At 59.9% G+C, this 18,541-nt stretch carries 17 protein-coding genes; 8 read left to right on the top strand and 9 right to left on the bottom strand.

From position 1 onward, the window contains the following. Positions 1 to 30 precede the first annotated feature (30 nt). From M2447_RS02320 to pyrF, 4 genes are all read right to left on the bottom strand, one after another. The gene (locus M2447_RS02320; RefSeq protein ID WP_277557237.1) at positions 31 to 714 is read right to left on the bottom strand and encodes a DUF480 domain-containing protein; all 684 of its coding nucleotides are present in this window, start codon (positions 712 to 714) and stop codon (positions 31 to 33) included. A gap of 81 nt (positions 715 to 795) precedes the next feature. Beyond that, positions 796 to 1,278, bottom strand: a complete 483-nt coding sequence (gene ispF, locus M2447_RS02325; RefSeq protein ID WP_277509372.1) for a 2-C-methyl-D-erythritol 2,4-cyclodiphosphate synthase — start codon at positions 1,276 to 1,278, stop codon at positions 796 to 798. A 36-nt stretch (positions 1,279 to 1,314) separates the two neighbouring features. Continuing rightward, a complete protein-coding gene (gene ispD, locus M2447_RS02330; protein ID WP_277509370.1) occupies positions 1,315 to 2,043 on the bottom strand; it encodes a 2-C-methyl-D-erythritol 4-phosphate cytidylyltransferase in 729 nt (242 codons plus the stop codon). Between the two features lie 57 nt (positions 2,044 to 2,100). Further along, entirely contained in the window at positions 2,101 to 2,826 is a 726-nt protein-coding gene (gene pyrF, locus M2447_RS02335) for an orotidine-5'-phosphate decarboxylase (RefSeq protein ID WP_277557238.1), read from the bottom strand. Positions 2,827 to 3,039: 213 nt separating this feature from the next. Here pyrF and M2447_RS02340 point away from each other — a divergent pair, with 213 nt between their 5' ends. Further along, entirely contained in the window at positions 3,040 to 5,898 is a 2,859-nt protein-coding gene (locus M2447_RS02340) for an insulinase family protein (RefSeq protein WP_277557239.1), read from the top strand. A 46-nt stretch (positions 5,899 to 5,944) separates the two neighbouring features. After that, a complete protein-coding gene (locus M2447_RS02345; protein WP_277557240.1) occupies positions 5,945 to 6,757 on the top strand; it encodes an RNA pseudouridine synthase in 813 nt (270 codons plus the stop codon). Positions 6,758 to 6,787: 30 nt separating this feature from the next. Here the strand turns inward: M2447_RS02345 and M2447_RS02350 are convergent, their stop codons facing one another. Continuing rightward, entirely contained in the window at positions 6,788 to 7,687 is a 900-nt protein-coding gene (locus tag M2447_RS02350) for a hypothetical protein (RefSeq protein ID WP_277557241.1), read from the bottom strand. Positions 7,688 to 7,724: 37 nt separating this feature from the next. Then, positions 7,725 to 8,117, bottom strand: a complete 393-nt coding sequence (gene secG, locus M2447_RS02355; protein ID WP_277557242.1) for a preprotein translocase subunit SecG — start codon at positions 8,115 to 8,117, stop codon at positions 7,725 to 7,727. A 150-nt stretch (positions 8,118 to 8,267) separates the two neighbouring features. Between secG and M2447_RS02360 the strand changes: the two genes are divergently transcribed. The 4 genes from M2447_RS02360 to M2447_RS02375 all read left to right on the top strand — a co-directional run bounded on the left by M2447_RS02360 (position 8,268) and on the right by M2447_RS02375 (position 11,365). Further along, on the top strand, positions 8,268 to 8,780 hold the full coding sequence (locus M2447_RS02360) for a hypothetical protein (protein ID WP_277557243.1): 513 nt from the start codon (positions 8,268 to 8,270) through the stop codon (positions 8,778 to 8,780). A 292-nt stretch (positions 8,781 to 9,072) separates the two neighbouring features. Further along, entirely contained in the window at positions 9,073 to 10,314 is a 1,242-nt protein-coding gene (rho, locus tag M2447_RS02365; RefSeq protein ID WP_277557244.1) for a transcription termination factor Rho, read from the top strand. Between the two features lie 56 nt (positions 10,315 to 10,370). Then, the gene (locus M2447_RS02370; protein ID WP_277509358.1) at positions 10,371 to 10,823 is read left to right on the top strand and encodes a hypothetical protein; all 453 of its coding nucleotides are present in this window, start codon (positions 10,371 to 10,373) and stop codon (positions 10,821 to 10,823) included. Positions 10,824 to 11,032: 209 nt separating this feature from the next. Next, positions 11,033 to 11,365, top strand: a complete 333-nt coding sequence (locus M2447_RS02375) for a hypothetical protein (RefSeq protein WP_277557245.1) — start codon at positions 11,033 to 11,035, stop codon at positions 11,363 to 11,365. A 193-nt stretch (positions 11,366 to 11,558) separates the two neighbouring features. Here M2447_RS02375 and M2447_RS02380 read toward each other — a convergent pair whose 3' ends face one another. After that, entirely contained in the window at positions 11,559 to 14,120 is a 2,562-nt protein-coding gene (locus tag M2447_RS02380) for a glycogen/starch/alpha-glucan phosphorylase (RefSeq protein ID WP_277557246.1), read from the bottom strand. A 328-nt stretch (positions 14,121 to 14,448) separates the two neighbouring features. On the opposite strand from M2447_RS02380, the gene M2447_RS02385 reads away from it, so the two are divergent. Then, the gene (locus M2447_RS02385; RefSeq protein ID WP_277557247.1) at positions 14,449 to 15,378 is read left to right on the top strand and encodes a GNAT family N-acetyltransferase; all 930 of its coding nucleotides are present in this window, start codon (positions 14,449 to 14,451) and stop codon (positions 15,376 to 15,378) included. A gap of 114 nt (positions 15,379 to 15,492) precedes the next feature. Here M2447_RS02385 and M2447_RS02390 read toward each other — a convergent pair whose 3' ends face one another. Next, a complete protein-coding gene (locus tag M2447_RS02390) occupies positions 15,493 to 16,323 on the bottom strand; it encodes a DUF1080 domain-containing protein (protein ID WP_277557248.1) in 831 nt (276 codons plus the stop codon). A 335-nt stretch (positions 16,324 to 16,658) separates the two neighbouring features. Here M2447_RS02390 and M2447_RS02395 point away from each other — a divergent pair, with 335 nt between their 5' ends. Then, positions 16,659 to 17,882, top strand: coding sequence for a M14 family zinc carboxypeptidase (locus M2447_RS02395; RefSeq protein WP_277557249.1), 1,224 nt, complete (start codon positions 16,659 to 16,661; stop codon positions 17,880 to 17,882). A gap of 412 nt (positions 17,883 to 18,294) precedes the next feature. On the opposite strand, the gene M2447_RS02400 is transcribed toward M2447_RS02395, so the two are convergent. Next, positions 18,295 to 18,537, bottom strand: coding sequence for a hypothetical protein (locus M2447_RS02400; protein ID WP_277557250.1), 243 nt, complete (start codon positions 18,535 to 18,537; stop codon positions 18,295 to 18,297). Between the last annotated feature and the right edge of the window lie 4 nt (positions 18,538 to 18,541).

Consider the following 18,541-nt stretch of genomic DNA (forward strand, 5'->3'; position numbering starts at 1 on the left):
TTTGGTTTTCTGGAATTTAAGTTTTCCCCCTTACGCGCCTCCGAGCGCTTTGTGAAGCGTTTCGAGTTCGTTGCGTAAACACGCGACTTCCGCCTCCAGCGCGGCGAGGCGCTGCTCGACCTCGGGAGGAAGCGTTTGCGTGACTGTGACCGGGGTGGCTTCCGGCGCATCGGCGGCGGGTTCGCCCGTCAGGAGTTGCGCCCAGCGCGCCTCTTTTTGCCCGCGTTGCGGAGGAAGTTTGCGCGCGAGCGGTTCGGCGCGCGCGGCGAGATCTGCGAGAATTTGCTCCAGTTCGCCGACGGTGGCGGGCATGGCGGCCATGCGTTCGCCGCGCGTGCGAAGCTCGGCGGTGGTTTGCGGACCGCGCAGGAGCAATTCGGCAAGAATCACGCGGGCGGTCGGCTCCATCGGATAAACCTGGTCGAGCATGTGCCTGAATTTTGCGACGCGCGCCTCCGCGCCGGCGAAGTGCGTGGCGAGCCGCTTCTGGCGCAAGCCGTCGAGCGCGTGCTCGATATCCTCGTGCGTGGCGGCGAGAATCGGGTTGCGGTTGTTGCGCTGGTTGGCGGCGTTGACAAGCGCGTTGAGCGTGAGCGGATAGATGTCGGGCGTGGTGAGTTCCTTTTCAATCAGGCAACCGAGCACGCGCGCTTCGAGCGGCGAAAGAGTGTTGGGGTTTGAGGACGATAGATCGGGCTGCGTTTCTGTTGTCATGCGCGCAAGCATCACCGCGCGCGCGATTCTGCGCAAGGGTGTTGCTCAAAAAACCACACGCGTGGCCGTCCGCGGACGGGCTCAGGGTTTGCTGATGAGGGCGACGGCGTGGGCGGCGATCGCGAGGGAGCGGCCGATGTCGTCGGAGCCCTCGTTGGTCGTCGCCTTCAGACCGATGCAATCGGTCGCGATGCCAAGCGAGGCGGCGAGTGTGTTTTTCATTTCATCGAGCCGGGGCTGGATTTTCGGTTGCTCGGCGATGAGCGTGGCGTCGATGTTGACGGGGCTCCATCCGCGCCCGGCAAGGGTGGCGATCACGCGGCGGAGGAGGATTTGCGAATCGATGTCCTTGCAGGCGGGATCGGTGTTCGGAAAAAAGTGTCCGATGTCGGGGAGGCCGGCGGCGCCGAGGAGTGCGTCGCAAATGGCGTGCGTGAGGCAGTCCGCGTCGGAGTGTCCGTCAAGCCCGACGGGCGACTCGTCAAAGCGGACGCCGCCAAGAATCATGGGGCGCCCGGCTTTGGTGCGATGGATATCATAACCGAGGCCGATGCGGATGGGCATTTTTGGAGCGGGAGGTTTCAGGTTTTTGCGGACGGCTCAATTCGATGGCCCGGCGCTTTTGCTCCAAAGCGCATTTTCCTCCGCGATGCGCTCGATGGAGTTGTTGATGAACTCAAAATAGGAGAGGTCGGCGGGCGTGGTGAGCTTTGGGTTGGGGTGGGGGTTTTCCAAAAGCGCGACGGGCTGGCCGAGCAGTTCCACGGCGGCGGCGTCGTCCGTGATCTCCAGTCCGCGGTCGATGATGCGGGTGTAAGCCCTGGTGATGAGTTCGCGGCTGAAAACCTGCGGCGTTTCCATTGCCCAAAGATTGGAGCGGTCGATCGTTTTGAGGCGGCCCTCGCCGGAGTGTTGCTTGATGGTGTCGCTCACGCGGTGCGCGAGCACGACGGCGTGTTCGCGGCGGACGATCTTGAGCAGGCCGACGAGTTGTTCGGGGCGAACAAAGGGGCGCGCGCAATCGTGGATGAACACATGCTCGATGTCGGCGGGCAGCGCCTCGAGCGCGGCGGCGACCGAGGCCTGCCGCGTGCGCCCGCCGCGCACAAAAATGGCGGGGGTCGGCGCGTAGGCGGAAAGCGCGGTGAGCTGGCGCTGGTCGCGGGTGGTGACGATGTAGAGATCGGCGACGCCGCTTTCCATGAATGCTGCGACGGAATGCGCGAAAAGCGGACGTCCGCCGAGGGGGACGAGCACCTTGTCGGTGACTGCGCCTTGCATGCGCTTGCTTGATCCTGCGGCGAGTAAGATGGCTGCGGTGCGGCTCATTTTTGGAAGTTAAAAATTAAGGGTTGGGAAGCGGAAAGTAAAACGAATACAGGCGCGTCATCCATCATTGGCCTGCGTCTGGTTGTGACGCTGTCTAAGTTCCTCCATGATTGCGCGGGCGGCGGCGGCGGGATCGGGAGCCTTGAGAATGGGGCGGCCGACAACGATGAATGACGAGCCCGCGCGCGCCGCCTCGGCGGGAGTCATGGTGCGCTTTTGATCGTCGGTGCCCGCGGCGGCGGCGGAGCGGATGCCGGGCGTGACGAGTTGCATGTGCGCGGGAAGCTCGCGGCGAAGCACGGGGACTTCGAGCGGCGAGCAAACGAGGCCGCGCAGACCCGCGTCCGTGGCGAGTTTTGCGAGGCGCAAAACCTGGGATTCGGGAGCGGCGTTGACGCCGGTTTCGGCGAGGCCGGCGGCATTGGTCGAGGTGAGGACGGTGACGCCGAGGAGGAGCAGCCCGGGCTTGGTTTGTGCGGCGGCTTTTTGCGCGGCGACCATCATTTCCCGTCCGCCGCAGGTGTGGAGTGTCAGCATTCCGATGGGAAGCGGCGCGAGCGATTCAACGGCCTTGGCGACGGTGTTGGGGATGTCGTGGAGCTTGAGATCGAGAAAAACATTGAATCCCTCGTCGGCGACGGCGCGGACGTAATCGGGGCCGTGGGCGGTGAACATTTGCAGGCCGATTTTCACCCAGTTGAGCGATCCGCGCAATTGGCGGAGCAGGGGCGCGGCTTCTTCGCGGGTTGGAACGTCGAGTGCGAGAATCAGGTCGGTGGACATTGCGGAAATGTTGAATGCGGATTGCGTGACGCGAAATGTAGGATGCGCGGGGCGCGGGTTGCAATCGCAGTTTTTGGATAATGATTTGGACGAAGGGCATTGGGTTTCTGTGGTCAAATGCCGGGTGCTCTTTATTTTCATAAATAAACCTTCATAATTTGGGCTCCGATTTCTGGTTGCGGCGATTGCGGAGTGCTCGCAAAAATCGGCGCCATGAATCACAAGTCCGTGCGCCGGTTTTTATTTGTTTTGTGTTTGCTCGCGCTTCCGTTTGTTCGCGCGGAAAACAACGAGCCCTCGGTGCCGCCGCTTAAGCGGCTCGCGAACGACCAGTCGGAATACCGCCGCTTCACGCTCGACAACGGCATCAAGGTCATCCTGCTCTCCGACCCGAAGCTCAACAAATCCGCCGCGTCGCTCGCCGTGGGCGCGGGCTCGCTCAGCGATCCGCGCGACAGGCAGGGGCTCGCGCATTTCCTCGAGCACATGCTTTTTCTCGGCACGGAAAAATATCCCGACGTGAACGATTACGGGAACTACCTCACCAGCAACGGCGGCTATAATAACGCCTACACCGCCGACGACCACACGAACTACCTTTTCGAGATTCGCCACGAGGCGTTCGAGGGCGCGCTCGACCGGTTCGCGCAATTTTTTATCGCGCCGCTTTTCACGCCGGAGTTCACCGAGCGCGAGTTGAACGCGGTCAATTCCGAGAATCAGAAAAATCTCGAAAACGACGGCTGGCGCGCCTACCAGCTCCGGCGCTCGGTCTACCGCGCGGATCATCCGGCAAACCATTTCGGCACGGGCAACAGCGACACGCTCGCGGGCGTGACTCGCGAGGAACTGCTCGCGTTCTACAATAAACACTACAGCGCCGACCGCATGACGCTCGCGCTCGCCGGACGCGCCGGCCTCGACCAAATGGAGCAGTGGGTGCGCCGGTATTTTTCGCCGGTCAAAAACCGCGATCTCGGCGCCCTGCGCTATGATCCCGATTACCTTTCACCGAGGGCGGCGCTGCGCGTCGTGCGCATCGAGCCGATTGCCGATCTGCGCCAGATTTCGATTGAATTTCCGATGCCCGCGTTGGGCGCCGAGTGGCGTTCGAAACCGGCCGGGCTGCTCGGCTTCATCATCGGGCACGAGGGCGAGGGCAGCCTGCTTTCGCAACTGAAGGCCGAGGGCCTCGCGATTAGTCTTGGCGCGGGAGCGCACGACGAGACGCGCGACTACGGGCGCTTTTCGATAAGCGCGCAGCTCACGCCCGCCGGTTTGCAAAATTACCAGCGCGTGCTCGAGCTGGTCTTCACCGCAGTCGCCGAAATCAAGCGCGCCGGTTATCCCGCGTATCTGTTTCACGAACGCCGGACGATGGCCGCGCTCGACGAACTTTATCAGGACAAGGGCGAGGGCGCGAGTCGCGCCGTGTTTCTGGCGAACCAGCTCGCGTATTATCCGCTCCCGATTGCGGAGCGCGTGCCCTACCTCTGGCTTCGCGAGGACCCGGCGGCGTTTGAAAAATTTCTCTCGTATTTGCGACCCGACAACATGCTCGTTTCGATCACCGCAAAAGGCGTCGAGACCGACGCGACCGAAAAATACTACGGCACGAAATACAGCTATCGCGAGGAAACGGGTTCCGCCTACGACCGGCTCGTCGCCGCGCTCGGCGCGCGCGCGCTTCCAGAAGGCGTGGCGATTCGCATTCCCGCGCCCAATCCGTATATTCCCGCGAGCGCGGCGGTCCGCTCCATCGCGCCCGCGCGCTTGATCGACGAGCCGGGGCTCAGCCTGTATTACGCGCAAGACACCGAGTTTCAGCGCCCGATGGTCACGCAGATTTTCACGTTTCGCCTGCCGCGCTCGTTTGCCTCGCTCGAAAACGCCGTCGCACTCCGCTTCTACGCCTCGTGCCTGAACGAGGCGCTCAATGAAACCACCTACGTCGCCTCGGAGGCGGGGCTCGACGTGCGCGTGTCGGCGTCGCTCACCGGCGGCGTCACGATCACGCTCAACGGTTACGATGAATCCGCCGCGCGACTGCTCGCCACCGTCTCGTCGCAACTCGTGGATTTCAAATTGGACGGGGAGCGCTTCGCCGCGCTGAAGGACCGCATCGTTCGCGGCCTCCGCAATTTCGAGCGAGGCGACGCCTACCGCATCGCCATGACGACGCTCAACAGCATCACCGGCGAGTTCGTCTACCGTCCCGACGAGCAGATCGCCGCCGCCGAAAAAATGACGCTCGCCGACGTGCGCGCCTTTGCGCGCGAACTCTACAAAACGGGCAAGGTTGAGGCGCTCATTTACGGCAACGTCACCGGCGCGGAAGCCGTCGCGCTGGCGCGAAAATTCCGCAGCCACAAGCCCGCGCCCGAAAGCGCGCTGCTGCGGGATCGTTATCTGGAGATTGCGGCGGGCGCGGAAGTGCGGGCGAGCGAGAAGCTCATCGTCAACAATTCCGCCATGGTGCTGCGCTACAAACTCGGCGACACCTCGCCGGAGATGCGCGCGGCGGCAGTCGCGCTCGGCATATTTGTGGCGGAGCCGTTTTTCACGGAACTGCGCACGCGCCAGCAACTCGGCTACATCGTCAGCGGCGGCGCGTCGTCCGGGAAAACCGAGAGCATCGCTTATTTTATCATTCAGTCGGGCAATCATCCGGCGGACGAATTGGAGAAACGCGCGCTCGCGTTCATCGGCACGCTGCCCGGTCAACTCGCCGCGCTCGACGATGCCGCGTGGGCGCAGATCATTGCCGGCGCACGCTCGCGCCTTGAGGAAAAGGACAAGTCAATCGACGAGCGCGCCGGCCGCCTCTACGCGCTCGCCTACGATTACAACGCGGACTGGGAGCGCCGCGCGCAAACGCTCGCCGCGCTCGACACGCTCACGAAGACGCGCGCCGTCGAAATCCTGAAAAACGCGTTTGGTGAAAAAACGCGCGGACAAGTCACCGTGCTCGCCTTCTCGCGCGACCACGAGCCAGCCGACGCGAACGCGCCGAAGCCGACGTTTGATTTCGAAAAACGCACCGAGTGGAAAAAGACGCGGAGTTACAAGTGAACGCGTTTATCAATATAGCACGGACAGGAATGTCTGTGCTCCCGTTATGAGTGCCGATTACGAAAAGCCGATCGGCCCCTGGGTGCGGCGTGTGAAGGAGCACGGCGAGGGCGTGATCAAGAAGCTCACGCGCGACGAGCTCGTTGCGTGCGTGATGCATGTGGACGAACGCATTATCGCAATCAACAAGCCGGGCGACATTCCGTGCCATCCGTCGAAGGACGGCCCGTGGTCGAGCCTGTCGGGCGCGGTGCGCGAGCATTTCGGCGACGCGGCGGCGCACTTGATTTTTCGCCTGGATCGCGAGACGAGCGGAGTGGTGGTGTATGCGCGCGATCCAAGGACGGCGCGGCGTTTGCAGATGGCCGCGCAAAATCGGAAGTATGACAAAGCATACTTTGCGATACTATGCGGCGAGCTGCGCGAGGCGGTCGCGGTCGATCAACCGCTTGGTCCCGATTACGATTGTCCGGTCGCGATTAAAAACAAGGTCGTGCGCGCGGGGCAGGGGCAGTCGGCGCGCACGCGGTTCGAGCCGTTGCAATGTTCGGGCGGTTTCACGTTCGCGCGAGTGATCACGGAAACCGGGCGCAAGCACCAAATCCGCGCGCACGCGCAATGGCTCGGGCATCCGCTCGTCGGCGACAAAATCTACGGTCCCGACGCGCGTTTGTTTCTTGAGTTTATTGAGACGGGATGGACGCCGAAACTGGCGGGGCGGTTGCTGATGGCGCGGCAGGCGCTGCACTGCGCGGAGATCGACTTGAGGGCTGCGGGCGTGGATTATGTTTTTCGCGCGCCGCCGGCGGCCGACATGCTGGAGTTTTGCCGCGAACGGGGTTTTGATTGCTCGAAGTGACTGGCGTGAGCGCGCCGAAGGGGCGCGGGCTCAGCGCGATTTCCAGAGTGTTTTGAGCGGAGGGGGCTCGACGGAAACGGATAGTTTTTCGGGCGAAAAGATGTCGCGCGGAAGATCGAGTTTCACGCCCGTGAGCAACACGTTGAAGTCGGTGCCGTTGCCCGTGGTTTCGTTGCGGAGCTCCGCTTTGCGCAGGAAAAACATGTCGGACACTTTGTGAAAATCCTTCAGGCGCATCGTTTTTTTCACGGCGCCACCGGGGCCGAGGATTTCAAAGACGGTGATCGTGCGATAGCCTTCGTCGTAATAAAGGCGCACGCCGGTCAGGTCGGGGCGCGCGTTGGCGATCTCGACGGGCGGGCGCATCAGGAACGCGTGCGTGACGCGGAAGTTGCCCGATCTCAATCCTTCGTAAGTGTGGTCGTTCCAGTAAATGAAGGGCATCTGGAGCTCGAAGGCGCTGAGGTCCGTGCCCGCAAGCGGCTCGAACATCGCCGAGGGGTTGAGTTGCGCGGCGGCGGCCTTGGCGTTGTTGCGCGAATAAGTCCACACGGCGCTTTGCGGGCCGCTCTGGACGAGGAGTTCGCGCTCGTCGTTTTGCGAGCCGGGGCGGAGTGTGATGCGCGTGACCGGCCCGCGTTCGTTGCGACTGCCCCACATGCGCCCGGGGATGATCGTGCGCGTGCTGGTTCCCTTTGGGCGCAGGATGAGTTGAAACTCGAAATAAAAATCGCCGTCGATGGCGCTTGTGCGGATGGCTTCGAGGATCGTCCTGCCCTTGTCCTGGTCAACGGGCGCGGCCTGCCGGTAATCGGGAACGGACGGCGTGATGCTGCGCGATTGGGCGGCGGCATGCGGCGCGCCGAGGATGCAGAAAAGGCAGGCGAAAATAATCGCCTGCCCCGTGATGGTTTTGCCGCCGGTGGTCATTGTGTTTGTGACAATGGCTGGTGGCGCGAGTGCCGCGTTATTGTTGCGCGGGCGCGGGAGCTTCCAGCGCGGGCGTGCCCGCCGGAGTCGCGGCGGGGGTTGCCTCCACGGTCGTGTTTTGCGGCGATGTCACAGGCGCGGCGGGTGCGGCGATTTCGGGAGCAAGAACGCCCGAGGTGGCGCGGTTAGCCATATAGATGTAACCGAGGTAAAGGGCGAAGGCCAAAACAAAGAAGATGACCGCGCCCTTGATGGTCGCCTTGCTGAGCACATTGCTGGTTTCGGCGCCGAAGGTGGCCTCGGCCATGCCCCCGCCCATGGCAGCGCCGACGCCGCCGTCGTTCTTGGCGCGTTGCATGAGAACAAGAAGCACGACAATGATGGAGACGAAAACCAGAATAAGAATACCTACTGTGAGAAGAATGCTCATTGGAAAAAGATGAGGAGAAAGCAGACTGAAACGCGGTTTGTCAACATGCGAGCACGGGGTCTCGATTTTAGGGGCAGTTTTATGTGCGGGCGCGGCAAGCGGCAAAAGCGAGCCGCCGCGAGGTCGCGCGCGATTCATTGCCTGTCCAGGGTGAAATTCGACGAGGTGATTCGCGCATGGATCAACGACACCGTGCGCGCGGCGAAAATCTCAAAAGTGGAGACGGTTGACGAACAGCAGCAGGGCACGTTCGACATGACTGTCGATTTTGCCGCGCCAGGCTACGGGCAGTCCATGCGCGGGAAATTGTTGATCTTCAAGCCGGCGATTGTGAGCCGTCGCGATTTTGTTCCGCTCACAAAACCCGAGCGGACGCATCCGGTCGTGCTTGAGCCGCGTTCCTACAGCGAGCTGAGCGACATTTACATCCCGCGCGGATTTCAGGTCGATGAACTGCCGCCGCCCGTGGAAACGACAACGGCCTTCGGAAGCTACACGGCCGTCTGCACGTATGACGCGGCGACGCACCACGTGAAATATCAACGCACGCTCGTGATGAACGCCGCGGAAATCCCCGCCGCCGATTACGCCAGCGTGCGCGATTTCTTCGATGCCATCCGCAAGGCCGAGCAAACGAACGTCGTGCTAAGCAAGACGCAGTGAGCTCTTCAGCCGCCAAAAAAAACTCTGGGTTGTTGACACGGCACGCATAAAGCCTTTCATTTGCCGCCAGATTCCCACGATTTGCCTGGCGCTGAAGTTTCGCCGAATGCTTAAAAATCCGAATTACGGATTAATTGATTAATGCCTTTGTTCGACACGTTTTAGTGCGGCTCATTGTTGGCTTGAAAGGCCCTGCATTTGTAAAAGTGCGCCTCCGCATTCCGACGCGGGAATCGACCATCAAACGATTTGGTTTCTACCTTTTCCCTTACTATCAACACCTTGCAACACAATGGACAAAAAAGACACTCCGGCGTCCGACGCGCCTGAAAAGACGCCCGCGCAACAAACCGCTCCCGCCGCCGAAACCCCCGCGACAAACCCCGCAACCGCCCCCGAGCCCAAGCCGGAAAAACCCGACAACACAATTCGCGTCGAGGGCGTGCTCGACATTGACACGCAAAAAGGCGGAAACGGCCAGCTCCTCGACCTCGCGCGCTACGGCAAACGCCGGCCGACCGATGTCTTTGTGCCGAAGGAATTGATTCGCCGCTTCAAGTTGCGCACCGGCTCCGTCATCAGCGGCACCGCGTATCCCGCCGAGGGCAAATTTCCGAATCCCAAGATGAAGTTCATCGAAAAAGTGGACGGCCTCGAAATCGACGAGCGCCGCGCCAAGTTCGACTTCAACTCCCTCACCACCATTTCGCCCGAAAAAATGCTCCGCATGGAAACGAAGGACGAGCGCATGACCACGCGCGCCGTCGATCTTTTCTGCCCGGTGGGCAAGGGCACCCGCGGCCTCATCGTCGCGCCGCCGCGCACCGGCAAAACCACGCTCCTGCGCGACATGGCGCTCGGCGTGCTCGAAAACAATCCCGAGTGCCACGTCATGATCCTCCTCGTTGACGAACGCCCCGAGGAAGTCACCGACTTTAAACGCTCCGTGGCCGCCGAAATCTGGGCGTCCTCAAACGACGAGCAGATCGAAAACCACATCCGCGTTGCCGACCTCTGCATTGAGCGCGCCAAGCGCCTCGTGGAAACGGGCAAGGATGTCGTGCTTTTTCTCGACTCGATCACCCGCCTTGCCCGCGCCCACAACAACGCGCGCCACGGCGGCAAGACCATGTCGGGCGGCATTGACTCGCGCGCGATGGAAAAACCGCGCCAGCTCTTCGCCGCCGCGCGCAACACCGAGGAAGCCGGCTCGCTCACCATCGTCGCCTCCGTGCTCGTCGAAACCGGCAGCCGCATGGACGACATCATTTTCCAGGAGTTCAAGGGCACCGGCAACATGGAGCTCGTGCTCGACCGCAAGTGCGCCGAGATGCGCCTCTGGCCCGCCATCAACATCGCCAGCTCCGGCACCCGCCGCGAGGAACTCCTCATCGACGCGAAGAATCTCGACTCGATCCACTTCTTCCGCCGCGCCCTCGTGCAGCAGCGCATCGAGGATGCGACCGAGACAATGATCATGCGCCTCTCAAAAACGAAAAACAACGAGGAGTTCCTAAAACTTATCGCGCGGTAAAGGGGGAGGCAAAAGCACGGAAAAATTCCGTGCTTTTTTCTATTCCCAATTAACGCATGAAAAAAATCATCATTGGGATGGTTATTGCCGGCTTCCTGCTGGTGGCGGGTTTGTGCGGCCTGTTTTATCGCGAGCTGAATCGCAGAGAGGCGGGCGAACACGTTGCCAATGTGCGTTATTTGCCGAAATCTGCCAGTGACATTACCTACGTAAAAATAATGTTCTGTGAAGAATATGAATTTGCCATTTCCGAGTCGGAATTTGTGCAATTTGCGAAGAAAAAAGGTCGCATACTTCAAGAAATCCAAGAGCCAAAATCCGTGAGGCCAATTTTAATCTGGCCTGAAAAAAGAAATAAAGAAATTCAAAGTCTTGCCGATTATGAATCCACCGAAGTTAAAGCGGACAAGGGATTATTTCATCAGGAGCAACGGAATAATGGCGGCGGTTATACGTTTCTCTATAATCGTGACACTGGACGCGCGTATTATTGGTATGCTCATCATTAATCTTATCATATCTCATGAGTGACCATTCAGACAACACTCCTCGCAAATTTCATAAACGAGCAATTTTATACATTGGCATAACTCTTCTTCTCCCAGCCCTTCAGTTTTTCATTTCTTCAGCCTTTTCCTCTCCCGCCCCCTCTCACTACGATACGGTTCTCATACCGAAGGTCAAAACTTCGATTTATGTCGGCAGCGTTACGTTCACGATGACGCCCTTTGTGCGGAGCGGGGGACAAGTTTACACAGCCGAATACAAGGCCAGCGTTGTGCCGTTTTTTTTCTTCAGCGAAAGCGGCCGGTTGAGCATCAACTTTACGGATGAACAACTCGCCCGGCTCGAGCGCGGTGAGCGGGTGGATTTTACCGGCGATGGCAAAAACAAGAAGAACAAGGGCCGTCGCATTCTCGGTCACGCCCAGGCCGAAGCCCCCGGCGCGCGAACGGGCAAAATAAAAGTGCGCGTTTTTGTCACCAAAAACACCGACCTCGTTCTCGACACCACCTACACTTTTGCCGAAAAGCAGTCGAGGGCTGAATAGAGGAGGAGGAATGTCGCCCCTGTTTTTTGAACGCCAAACGCGATGCTTTCGGCGTTTCGGGTGTTAGTGCTGTTTTGGTTTAAATTGTCGCGAGGACATGCCTTTTGGCTGGGCGAACCGTCCCGGTGAACCGGGGATGTTACGGTTTACTGGGACGGTTCGCCCTGCCTCAAATGCGACAGAATAATCGCGCTCAGGCTTTTATCGAGGGGAGGTTCCAGATGTCCTCGGCGTATTCGCGGATGGTGCGGTCGCTTGAGAACTTGCCGACGCGGGCGGTGTTGAGGATCGCGGCGCGGGCCCACTTGGCTTTGTCGCGATAGAGCGCGTCCACTTTTTCGTGGGCATCGCTGTAGGCGCGGAAATCGGCCAGCACCATGAAGGGGTCGCCTCCGTTCAACAGGCTGTTGTGCAGCGGGGCGAAGGCGCCGTGCTCGCCGGGCGTGAAATAGTCCGAGCCAATCCAGTCGATGATGGCGCGGAGTTCCTCGTCGGCGTTGTAATAGTTCCACGGGTTGTATCCTTTGGCGCGGAGGGCCTCCACTTCGTCGACGTTCATGCCGAAGATGAAGATGTTTTCGTCGCCGACCTCCTCCTTGATTTCCACGTTGGCGCCGTCGAGCGTGCCGATGGTGAGGGCGCCGTTGAGGGCGAGCTTCATGTTGCCGGTGCCGGAGGCCTCCTTGCCGGCGGTGGAGATTTGCTCGGAAAGATCGGCGGCGGGGATGATCTTTTCGGCGAGCGAGACGCGGTAGTTGGGCAGGAAGGCGACCTTGATTTTGCCGCCGATGCGGGTGTCGGCGTTGATGTGCGCGCCGATGACGTTGATGGCGCGGATGATGTTTTTCGCGAGGTCGTAGCCGGGCGCGGCCTTGGCGCCGAACACAAAGACGCGGGGGACGATATCGAGGTTCGGATTCTGGAGGATGCGGCGGTAGAGCGCGAGGATGTGAAGCAGGTTCAGGTGCTGGCGCTTGTATTCGTGGAGGCGCTTGATTTGCACGTCGAAGAGCGCGTCGGGCGAAACTTCAATCTGGCAATCGGTTTTGATGATGGCGGCGAGTTCGTTTTTGTTGGCGCGCTTGACTTCCATGAACGCCTTCTGGAAGGCGGGTTTGTCGGCGTGTTTTTCGAGGCCGCGAAGCAGGTCGAGGTCGCAAGGCCAGTGGTCGGTGCCGAGGGTGTCGGTGATGAGTTGCGAGAGGCCGGGGTTGCAGTCGAGGAGCCAGCGTCGGGGGGTGATGCCGTTGGTTTTGTTTTGGAAGCGTCCGGGGAAGAGCTCGTCGTATTGGGGGAAGAGGTGTTTTTTCAGGAGCTCGGTGTGGAGCGCTGCGACGCCGTTGACGGCGTGCGAGGCGACGACGGAGAGGTTGGCCATGCGCACGGATTTGCCGCCGTTTTCCTCGATGAGGGAGCAGTCGCGTTTTTTGCCGTCGTCGCCGGGCCAGCGCGCCTCGACGAGGCGGAGGAGGCGGTCGTTGATGGCGTAGATGATCTGGAGGTGGCGAGGGAGGACGCGGTCAAAGAGGCCGATGCTCCATTTTTCCAGCGCCTCGGGAAGTAGGGTGTGGTTGGTGTAGGCGAAGACCTTGGTGACGATGCCCCAGGCTTTTTCCCATTGCATTTCCTCCTCGTCGAGAAGGATGCGCATGAGCTCGGCGATGGCGACGGCGGGGTGGGTGTCGTTGAGTTGGATTGCGATTTTGGAGGGAAAGTTGTCCCAGGAGTTCTCGGGGTTGCGGAAGTGGCGGCGCATGATGTCGCGCAGGGAGCAGGCGACGAAGAAGTATTGCTGGATGAGGCGCAGTTCCTTGCCGTTTTCGGTTTTGTCGTTGGGGTAAAGGACCTTCGAGATGGTTTCGGTGACGGCCTTTTCGCGGACGGCCTCGACATAGCCGCCGGAGTTGAACGCGGCGAGGTCGAACTCGGAGGCGGATTGCGAGGCCCAGAGGCGGAGGAAGTTGACGGTGTTGGTGTCGTAGCCGGCGACGGGGATGTCGTGGGGGATGCCGATGATCGAGTCGGTGTCAACCCAGCGCGGGCGGTAGTTGCCGCGGTCGTCGAAGACGTTTTCCACGCGACCCCTGATTTGAATGGTGACTTTGTTTTCGGGGCGCGCGATGTCCCAGGGCGTGCCGCCCATCATCCACGAGTCGGGATGCTCGACTTGGGAGCCGTTGACGAACGCTTGGCGGAAAAGGCCGAATTCGTAATAGATGCCGTAACCGATGGCGGGCAAATCGAGGGTGGCGAGCGAGTCGAGGAAGCAGGCGGCGAGGCGCCCGAGGCCGCCGTTGCCGAGGCCCATGTCTGATTCCTCGTTGAGGATGGTTTCAAAATCGACGGGAATGTCGGGGTCCTTGATGGCCTCGCGGGCGGCTTTGTAGAGGCCGGTGTTGTAGAGGTTGCTCTCGGTGAGCCGTCCCATGAGGTATTCGAGGGAGAAATAATACAGGCGGCGAACGTTGCCGCGATTGTGCACGGCCTGGGTCGAGATCATGCGCGAGAGGATGTGCTCGCGGACGGCGAGCGAGGTGGCGATCCACCAATCGTGCGGTTGGGCCGAGTGGAGGTCGCGGGCCAGGGTGTAGGTGAGGTGGCGGAAGATGGCTTGCTTGAATTTGCCCGTGCTCGCGGCGTCAAAGGGCGAGGTGGTCTCCGGGCTGGGGCAGGGGGAGTTTGGCCAGGATGCGTCTTTCGACGCGGCTGTTTTTCCGGAAGCGGTGTTTTTTTGTTTTTTGCTGTTGGTTGCCATGTGAAAACTTGAATTAGAGTCTTTCAAAAATGAATTCGCCTAGGGTGGCATGACTGTGTGCTTGGTCACGTCTAAAATGCGGCTGTTGGCCGCATAGGGGGCGCCTCTCAAATTAAAACCCGGGAGCGCGGGCATCCTGCCCGCCGGTTTGGAGGCTTGCGCGGCGCGGTGTGCCGCGCCGTCTTGCGGGCAGGATGCCCGCGCTCCCAGGGCGCAAGCGTGGATTCGGGTTTGCGCTGGGAGGCCAGCCCGCCGCGCGGGGCTTTGCGCTTTCCTTTGCGCCCAAGTTCCCAAAGTATGTGCGCCGCAGTTTGATCTTTCGATTACCATGCCGACTTTTGAAACACGACTCATGCAGGCGGGCGATTGGGACGAGGTTGCCCGGTTGATCCATGCCTCACTCAACCTCTGGTATGAAAAGAACCGCGGCTACCGGCTCGTGAGCGGCGGCTGGGAAACGATGCGGCTGTTTCCGCGCGTTTACGAGGACCTCGATCCCGGCTGTTGCGTGATGGCCGTGGAAACCTCGTCCGGGCGCATTGCGGGCGTGTGTTTTTTTCACCCGCGGCCCACGCACGTCGCCCTCGGCATCATGAACACGCATCCCGATTTTTTTGGAAACGGCGTCGCCTCACTGATGCTCCGGCATATCATCGGCGATGCGAAGCGGCGGGGGCTGCCCGTGCGGCTTGTGTCGGCGGCGACCAATGTCGATTCGTTCTCCCTCTACAACAAGGCGGGGTTTGTGCCGACGCGGTTTTTTCAGGACATGACGCTCAGGGTTCCCGAAAACGGTTTTGATGTCGCCGCGCCGCAAGGCTGGACGTTTCGCGACGCGACTGCCGGGGACATCCCGCAAATCGTCGCGCTCGAAAGGGAGCTCGCGCACATTGAGCGGGAAAAGGATTATCATTTCTTTCTGCGCAATCCCGGCGGCATCTGGCACATGAGCGTGCTGGTCGGGCCGGATGGCGGGCTCGGCGGTTTTCTCGCCTCGGTCAATGATCCCGGGAGCAACATGCTCGGCCCCGGCGTGGCTCGCAACGAGGAGCTGGCGGCGGCGTTGGTGCGCGGGGAGCTCGGGTTCCATCGCGGTTGCTCGCCGGTCTGGCTTGTCCCGTCCGAATCCCGCCGGCTGGTGGATGCGATGTATGCGATCGGGGCGAAAAACTGCGAGCTGCACATCACGCAGGTTCTCGGAAATTATACGCGGGAAACAGGCATCGTCTTCCCCACGTTCATGCCGGAAACTGGCTGATGGCGGCGGCGATGGCTGGGGTCGGTAATGGACGAACGTCAAAGGCAAGGCATGCCCTGCCTCATGACTTCTCTCATCCGTCAGTCATCCCGAATCACGCCTTCACGAGCCGGTTCACGGCGCGGGCGGCCATTTTTCCTCGAATGTGTCCAACGGCCACAGTTCGAAGCGACGCACGATTGTCTCCGCGCCTTCCGTCTGGATGCCCACCTTGCCCGCATGCGGTGACATCGCGAACGCTTCATTGACCAGCTTTCCGTTGAAAATGTGGGTCACCGTGTCGCCCCTCGCGATCACCTCCAGGCGATTCCAGCCGCCGACAGGCGCGTCCAAATCGTGTTTCCCCGCAAAGGTGAGACTGTCCTTCCAGTCCTCATCGCGTTTCTCCCAATTTATCCGTCCTTTGGTGACGGCTTGGCGCGGGGTCCCCTTCTTCCATCGCTTCTCCCCGTCGCGATCCAACTCGAATTCGCAGTCCGCGCGGTGGGTAAGGTTCGCGCCATCCTCCGTTTTGGCATTCAGCACCAGAAGGTCTCCCATGCCGCCTTGGATGATGTTCGCCTCGAAGCAGGCCGGCCACGTCTTGCCCAGCGCGCCGTGCGGTCCCGTTATATGATAGAGAATGCCGTTGTCGCGGGCGCGCGTCTTGCGTTTGCCCCAAGTGTTCGGCCCCCACTTAAATTCAACCACAAGATGATAGTCGCCGAACGATTGTTTCGTTGCCAGGTATCCGTAACCGCGTCCGCTGATGTGCAACGCTCCGTCCCGCATCCTGAATATCTCCGAAGGCGGGTCGTTCAGGTCTTTGGCCGGCCCCAAGTGAATCTCCGTCCGCCCGTCGCGTATCAGGTCGAACACATCGATTTTAGTCTTTACCGTCCCGGCAACGGCGGGGCTGGCGGTCCCGCACGCCGCGGCGAGGAGAAGACAGGAAAAAAGCCTCAAGAAACGCGGCATTATCCGATGCTTGTTTTGGAGCGCGCCAGCGCTTCCTTCGCACTGTTTTTTGGGGGATATCATGCGCCGTGCATGCTCCCGTTTTTATTTCCACGCACAAGCGTTATCTTGTAATTCCGGCCGTCATTAGGCGGCCCTGCAAAAGCGCGCTCCGCGCCAGGTTTCGCCCGGCGTCTTTTTTGCGGCCTTGCGCGGCCCCGTTCGTTTCGTTGTTCTGTTTTTCGTTAGTTGCCATAGCCGGCGGTCTGGTTGTGCGCTTCCGGCTTTTCTTCCCACTCCGTTTCATCTTCGGCTCGCACGCATCAATCAACAAAACCACCCCCATGAAAAAACACATCCTGTCATCGTTCCTTGCGATTGTCCTGCTTGCCGGCTCCGCCGTCGCGTCCGCGGCCGAAAAAACAAAAGTCGAAATCGACGCCGGCTTCCCCGGCGGCAACATCATCGTCGTCGATGCCGGCGAGAGCGTCGTGCGATTGAAACAGGACTTGCGCGACACCAAGGGCAGATGGTTCTACTGGTCGTTCCGCGTCCGGGGCGCGCAGGGCAAAACGCTGGAGTTTCAGTTCGACGACAAAATCATCAGCTACCTCGGCCCGGCGATCAGCAAGGACGGCGGAAAAACATGGACATGGCTTTACAACAAAACTGGCAACCTCCCTTACTCAGCCGTCTCCTCCGCCTTCAAATACACATTCGGCAAGGATGACACGGAGGTGTTTTTCAGCCTCAGCCCCAATTACACCGAAAAAGACCTTAACGCCTTCCTCGAAAAACACAAAAGCAACCCCGCGTTGAAAATCGGCACGCTCTGCAAAACAACCAAGGGTAGAAACGCCGAGTTGCTCCGCATCGCCGGGCAAAACCCAAGGCGCGGCTTCAAAGTTGTTCTCACCGCAAGGCACCACGCCTGCGAGACGATGGCCAGCTACGCCCTTGAGGGCATCGTTGACACCATCCTTTCCGACACGCCCGACGGCCGCTGGCTGCGCGAACACGCCGACTTCCTCATCGTGCCCTTCATGGACAAGGACGGCGTCGAGGACGGCGACCAGGGCAAGAACCGCAAACCCCACGATCACAACCGCGACTACGCCAAGGAAATCCACCCGACCGTCCGCGCCTTCAAAAAACAAGTCACCGAATGGATCGACGGACGCCCCACGGTTCTCTTCGACATGCACTGCCCCAGTGAAAAAGGCAAAACCCTCTTCTTCTTCACCGAGGCCGCCGAGTTGAACAAAAAGATTTCGGACAATGTGAACCGCTATTGCTCCCTGCTTGAGGCGGAAAGAAAAAGCCCGCTCTACTATAAAAAATCCCACAACCGGATAGCCAAAAACTCAAAGAACCCCGCCTTGGTGAAATGCAACACCTGGTTCATGACCCTGCCCGAAACGATCGCCGCCATGACATTGGAGATACCCTACGCCCTCGCCGCGGACATCGGCGCAACGGACGGCGTCGCCGTGACAGCGGATCGCGCGCGCCTGTTCGGAAAAGACATGGCGAAGGCGCTCCGTATCTTCCTCGAAACCCAGCACTGACACCGAGCAAGGCCTTGTTCCCGGCGGCTGCTTGGCAGCACTCGTTTGTCTTTTCTGTGTTTTCTGCCTCAGCACATCCAACCGCATCGGCATCGCGGGCAAAATCAGTTTGGAGCAATTCGAAAATCAACAAACATCAACCTGACACCTTCGGCTGTTACTTAGTTAAGCCGATTTTATTTCATAACTCGCCCATCCATCGCTCAACTTTTAACGACAACCGCCTTAACTTAGTGCCATTCACCTCAGGCCTTGCTTTTTGACTTTTGGCGCAACTCGACGCATTGTCAGATGGGCGCGAAATCAGTTAAATGCGTTTGGGTGTTCATTGTCTCCCCATCGACCAAGTCCCCGTATTTTCCGGAATTACAGCAAGAAGCAAGGCCTGAGGTGTTCGGCACTTAGTGATAGTTCATTTATCTGGTGTTCGTCTACTTACGCTGAAGCAGCGCGCTTTTGTTGGATACTCAATCACCATACGACTAAAGCCGACATCAATCATGATATTTCGACATTTGCAGTTCGTGTCGTCGTCAGGCATCGAAGGAATTACGTCCCCACAAACGAGACACTCGTAATACAAATTTTTCCCTGCTGGATAGCCTTTGTCGGGCTCGATGGGCAGGTATTGCCGATTCTGTTCGTTTGGTTCCATGATT

Source organism: Ereboglobus sp. PH5-10 (assembly GCF_029504735.1).
Taxonomy (GTDB): domain Bacteria; phylum Verrucomicrobiota; class Verrucomicrobiia; order Opitutales; family Opitutaceae; genus Ereboglobus.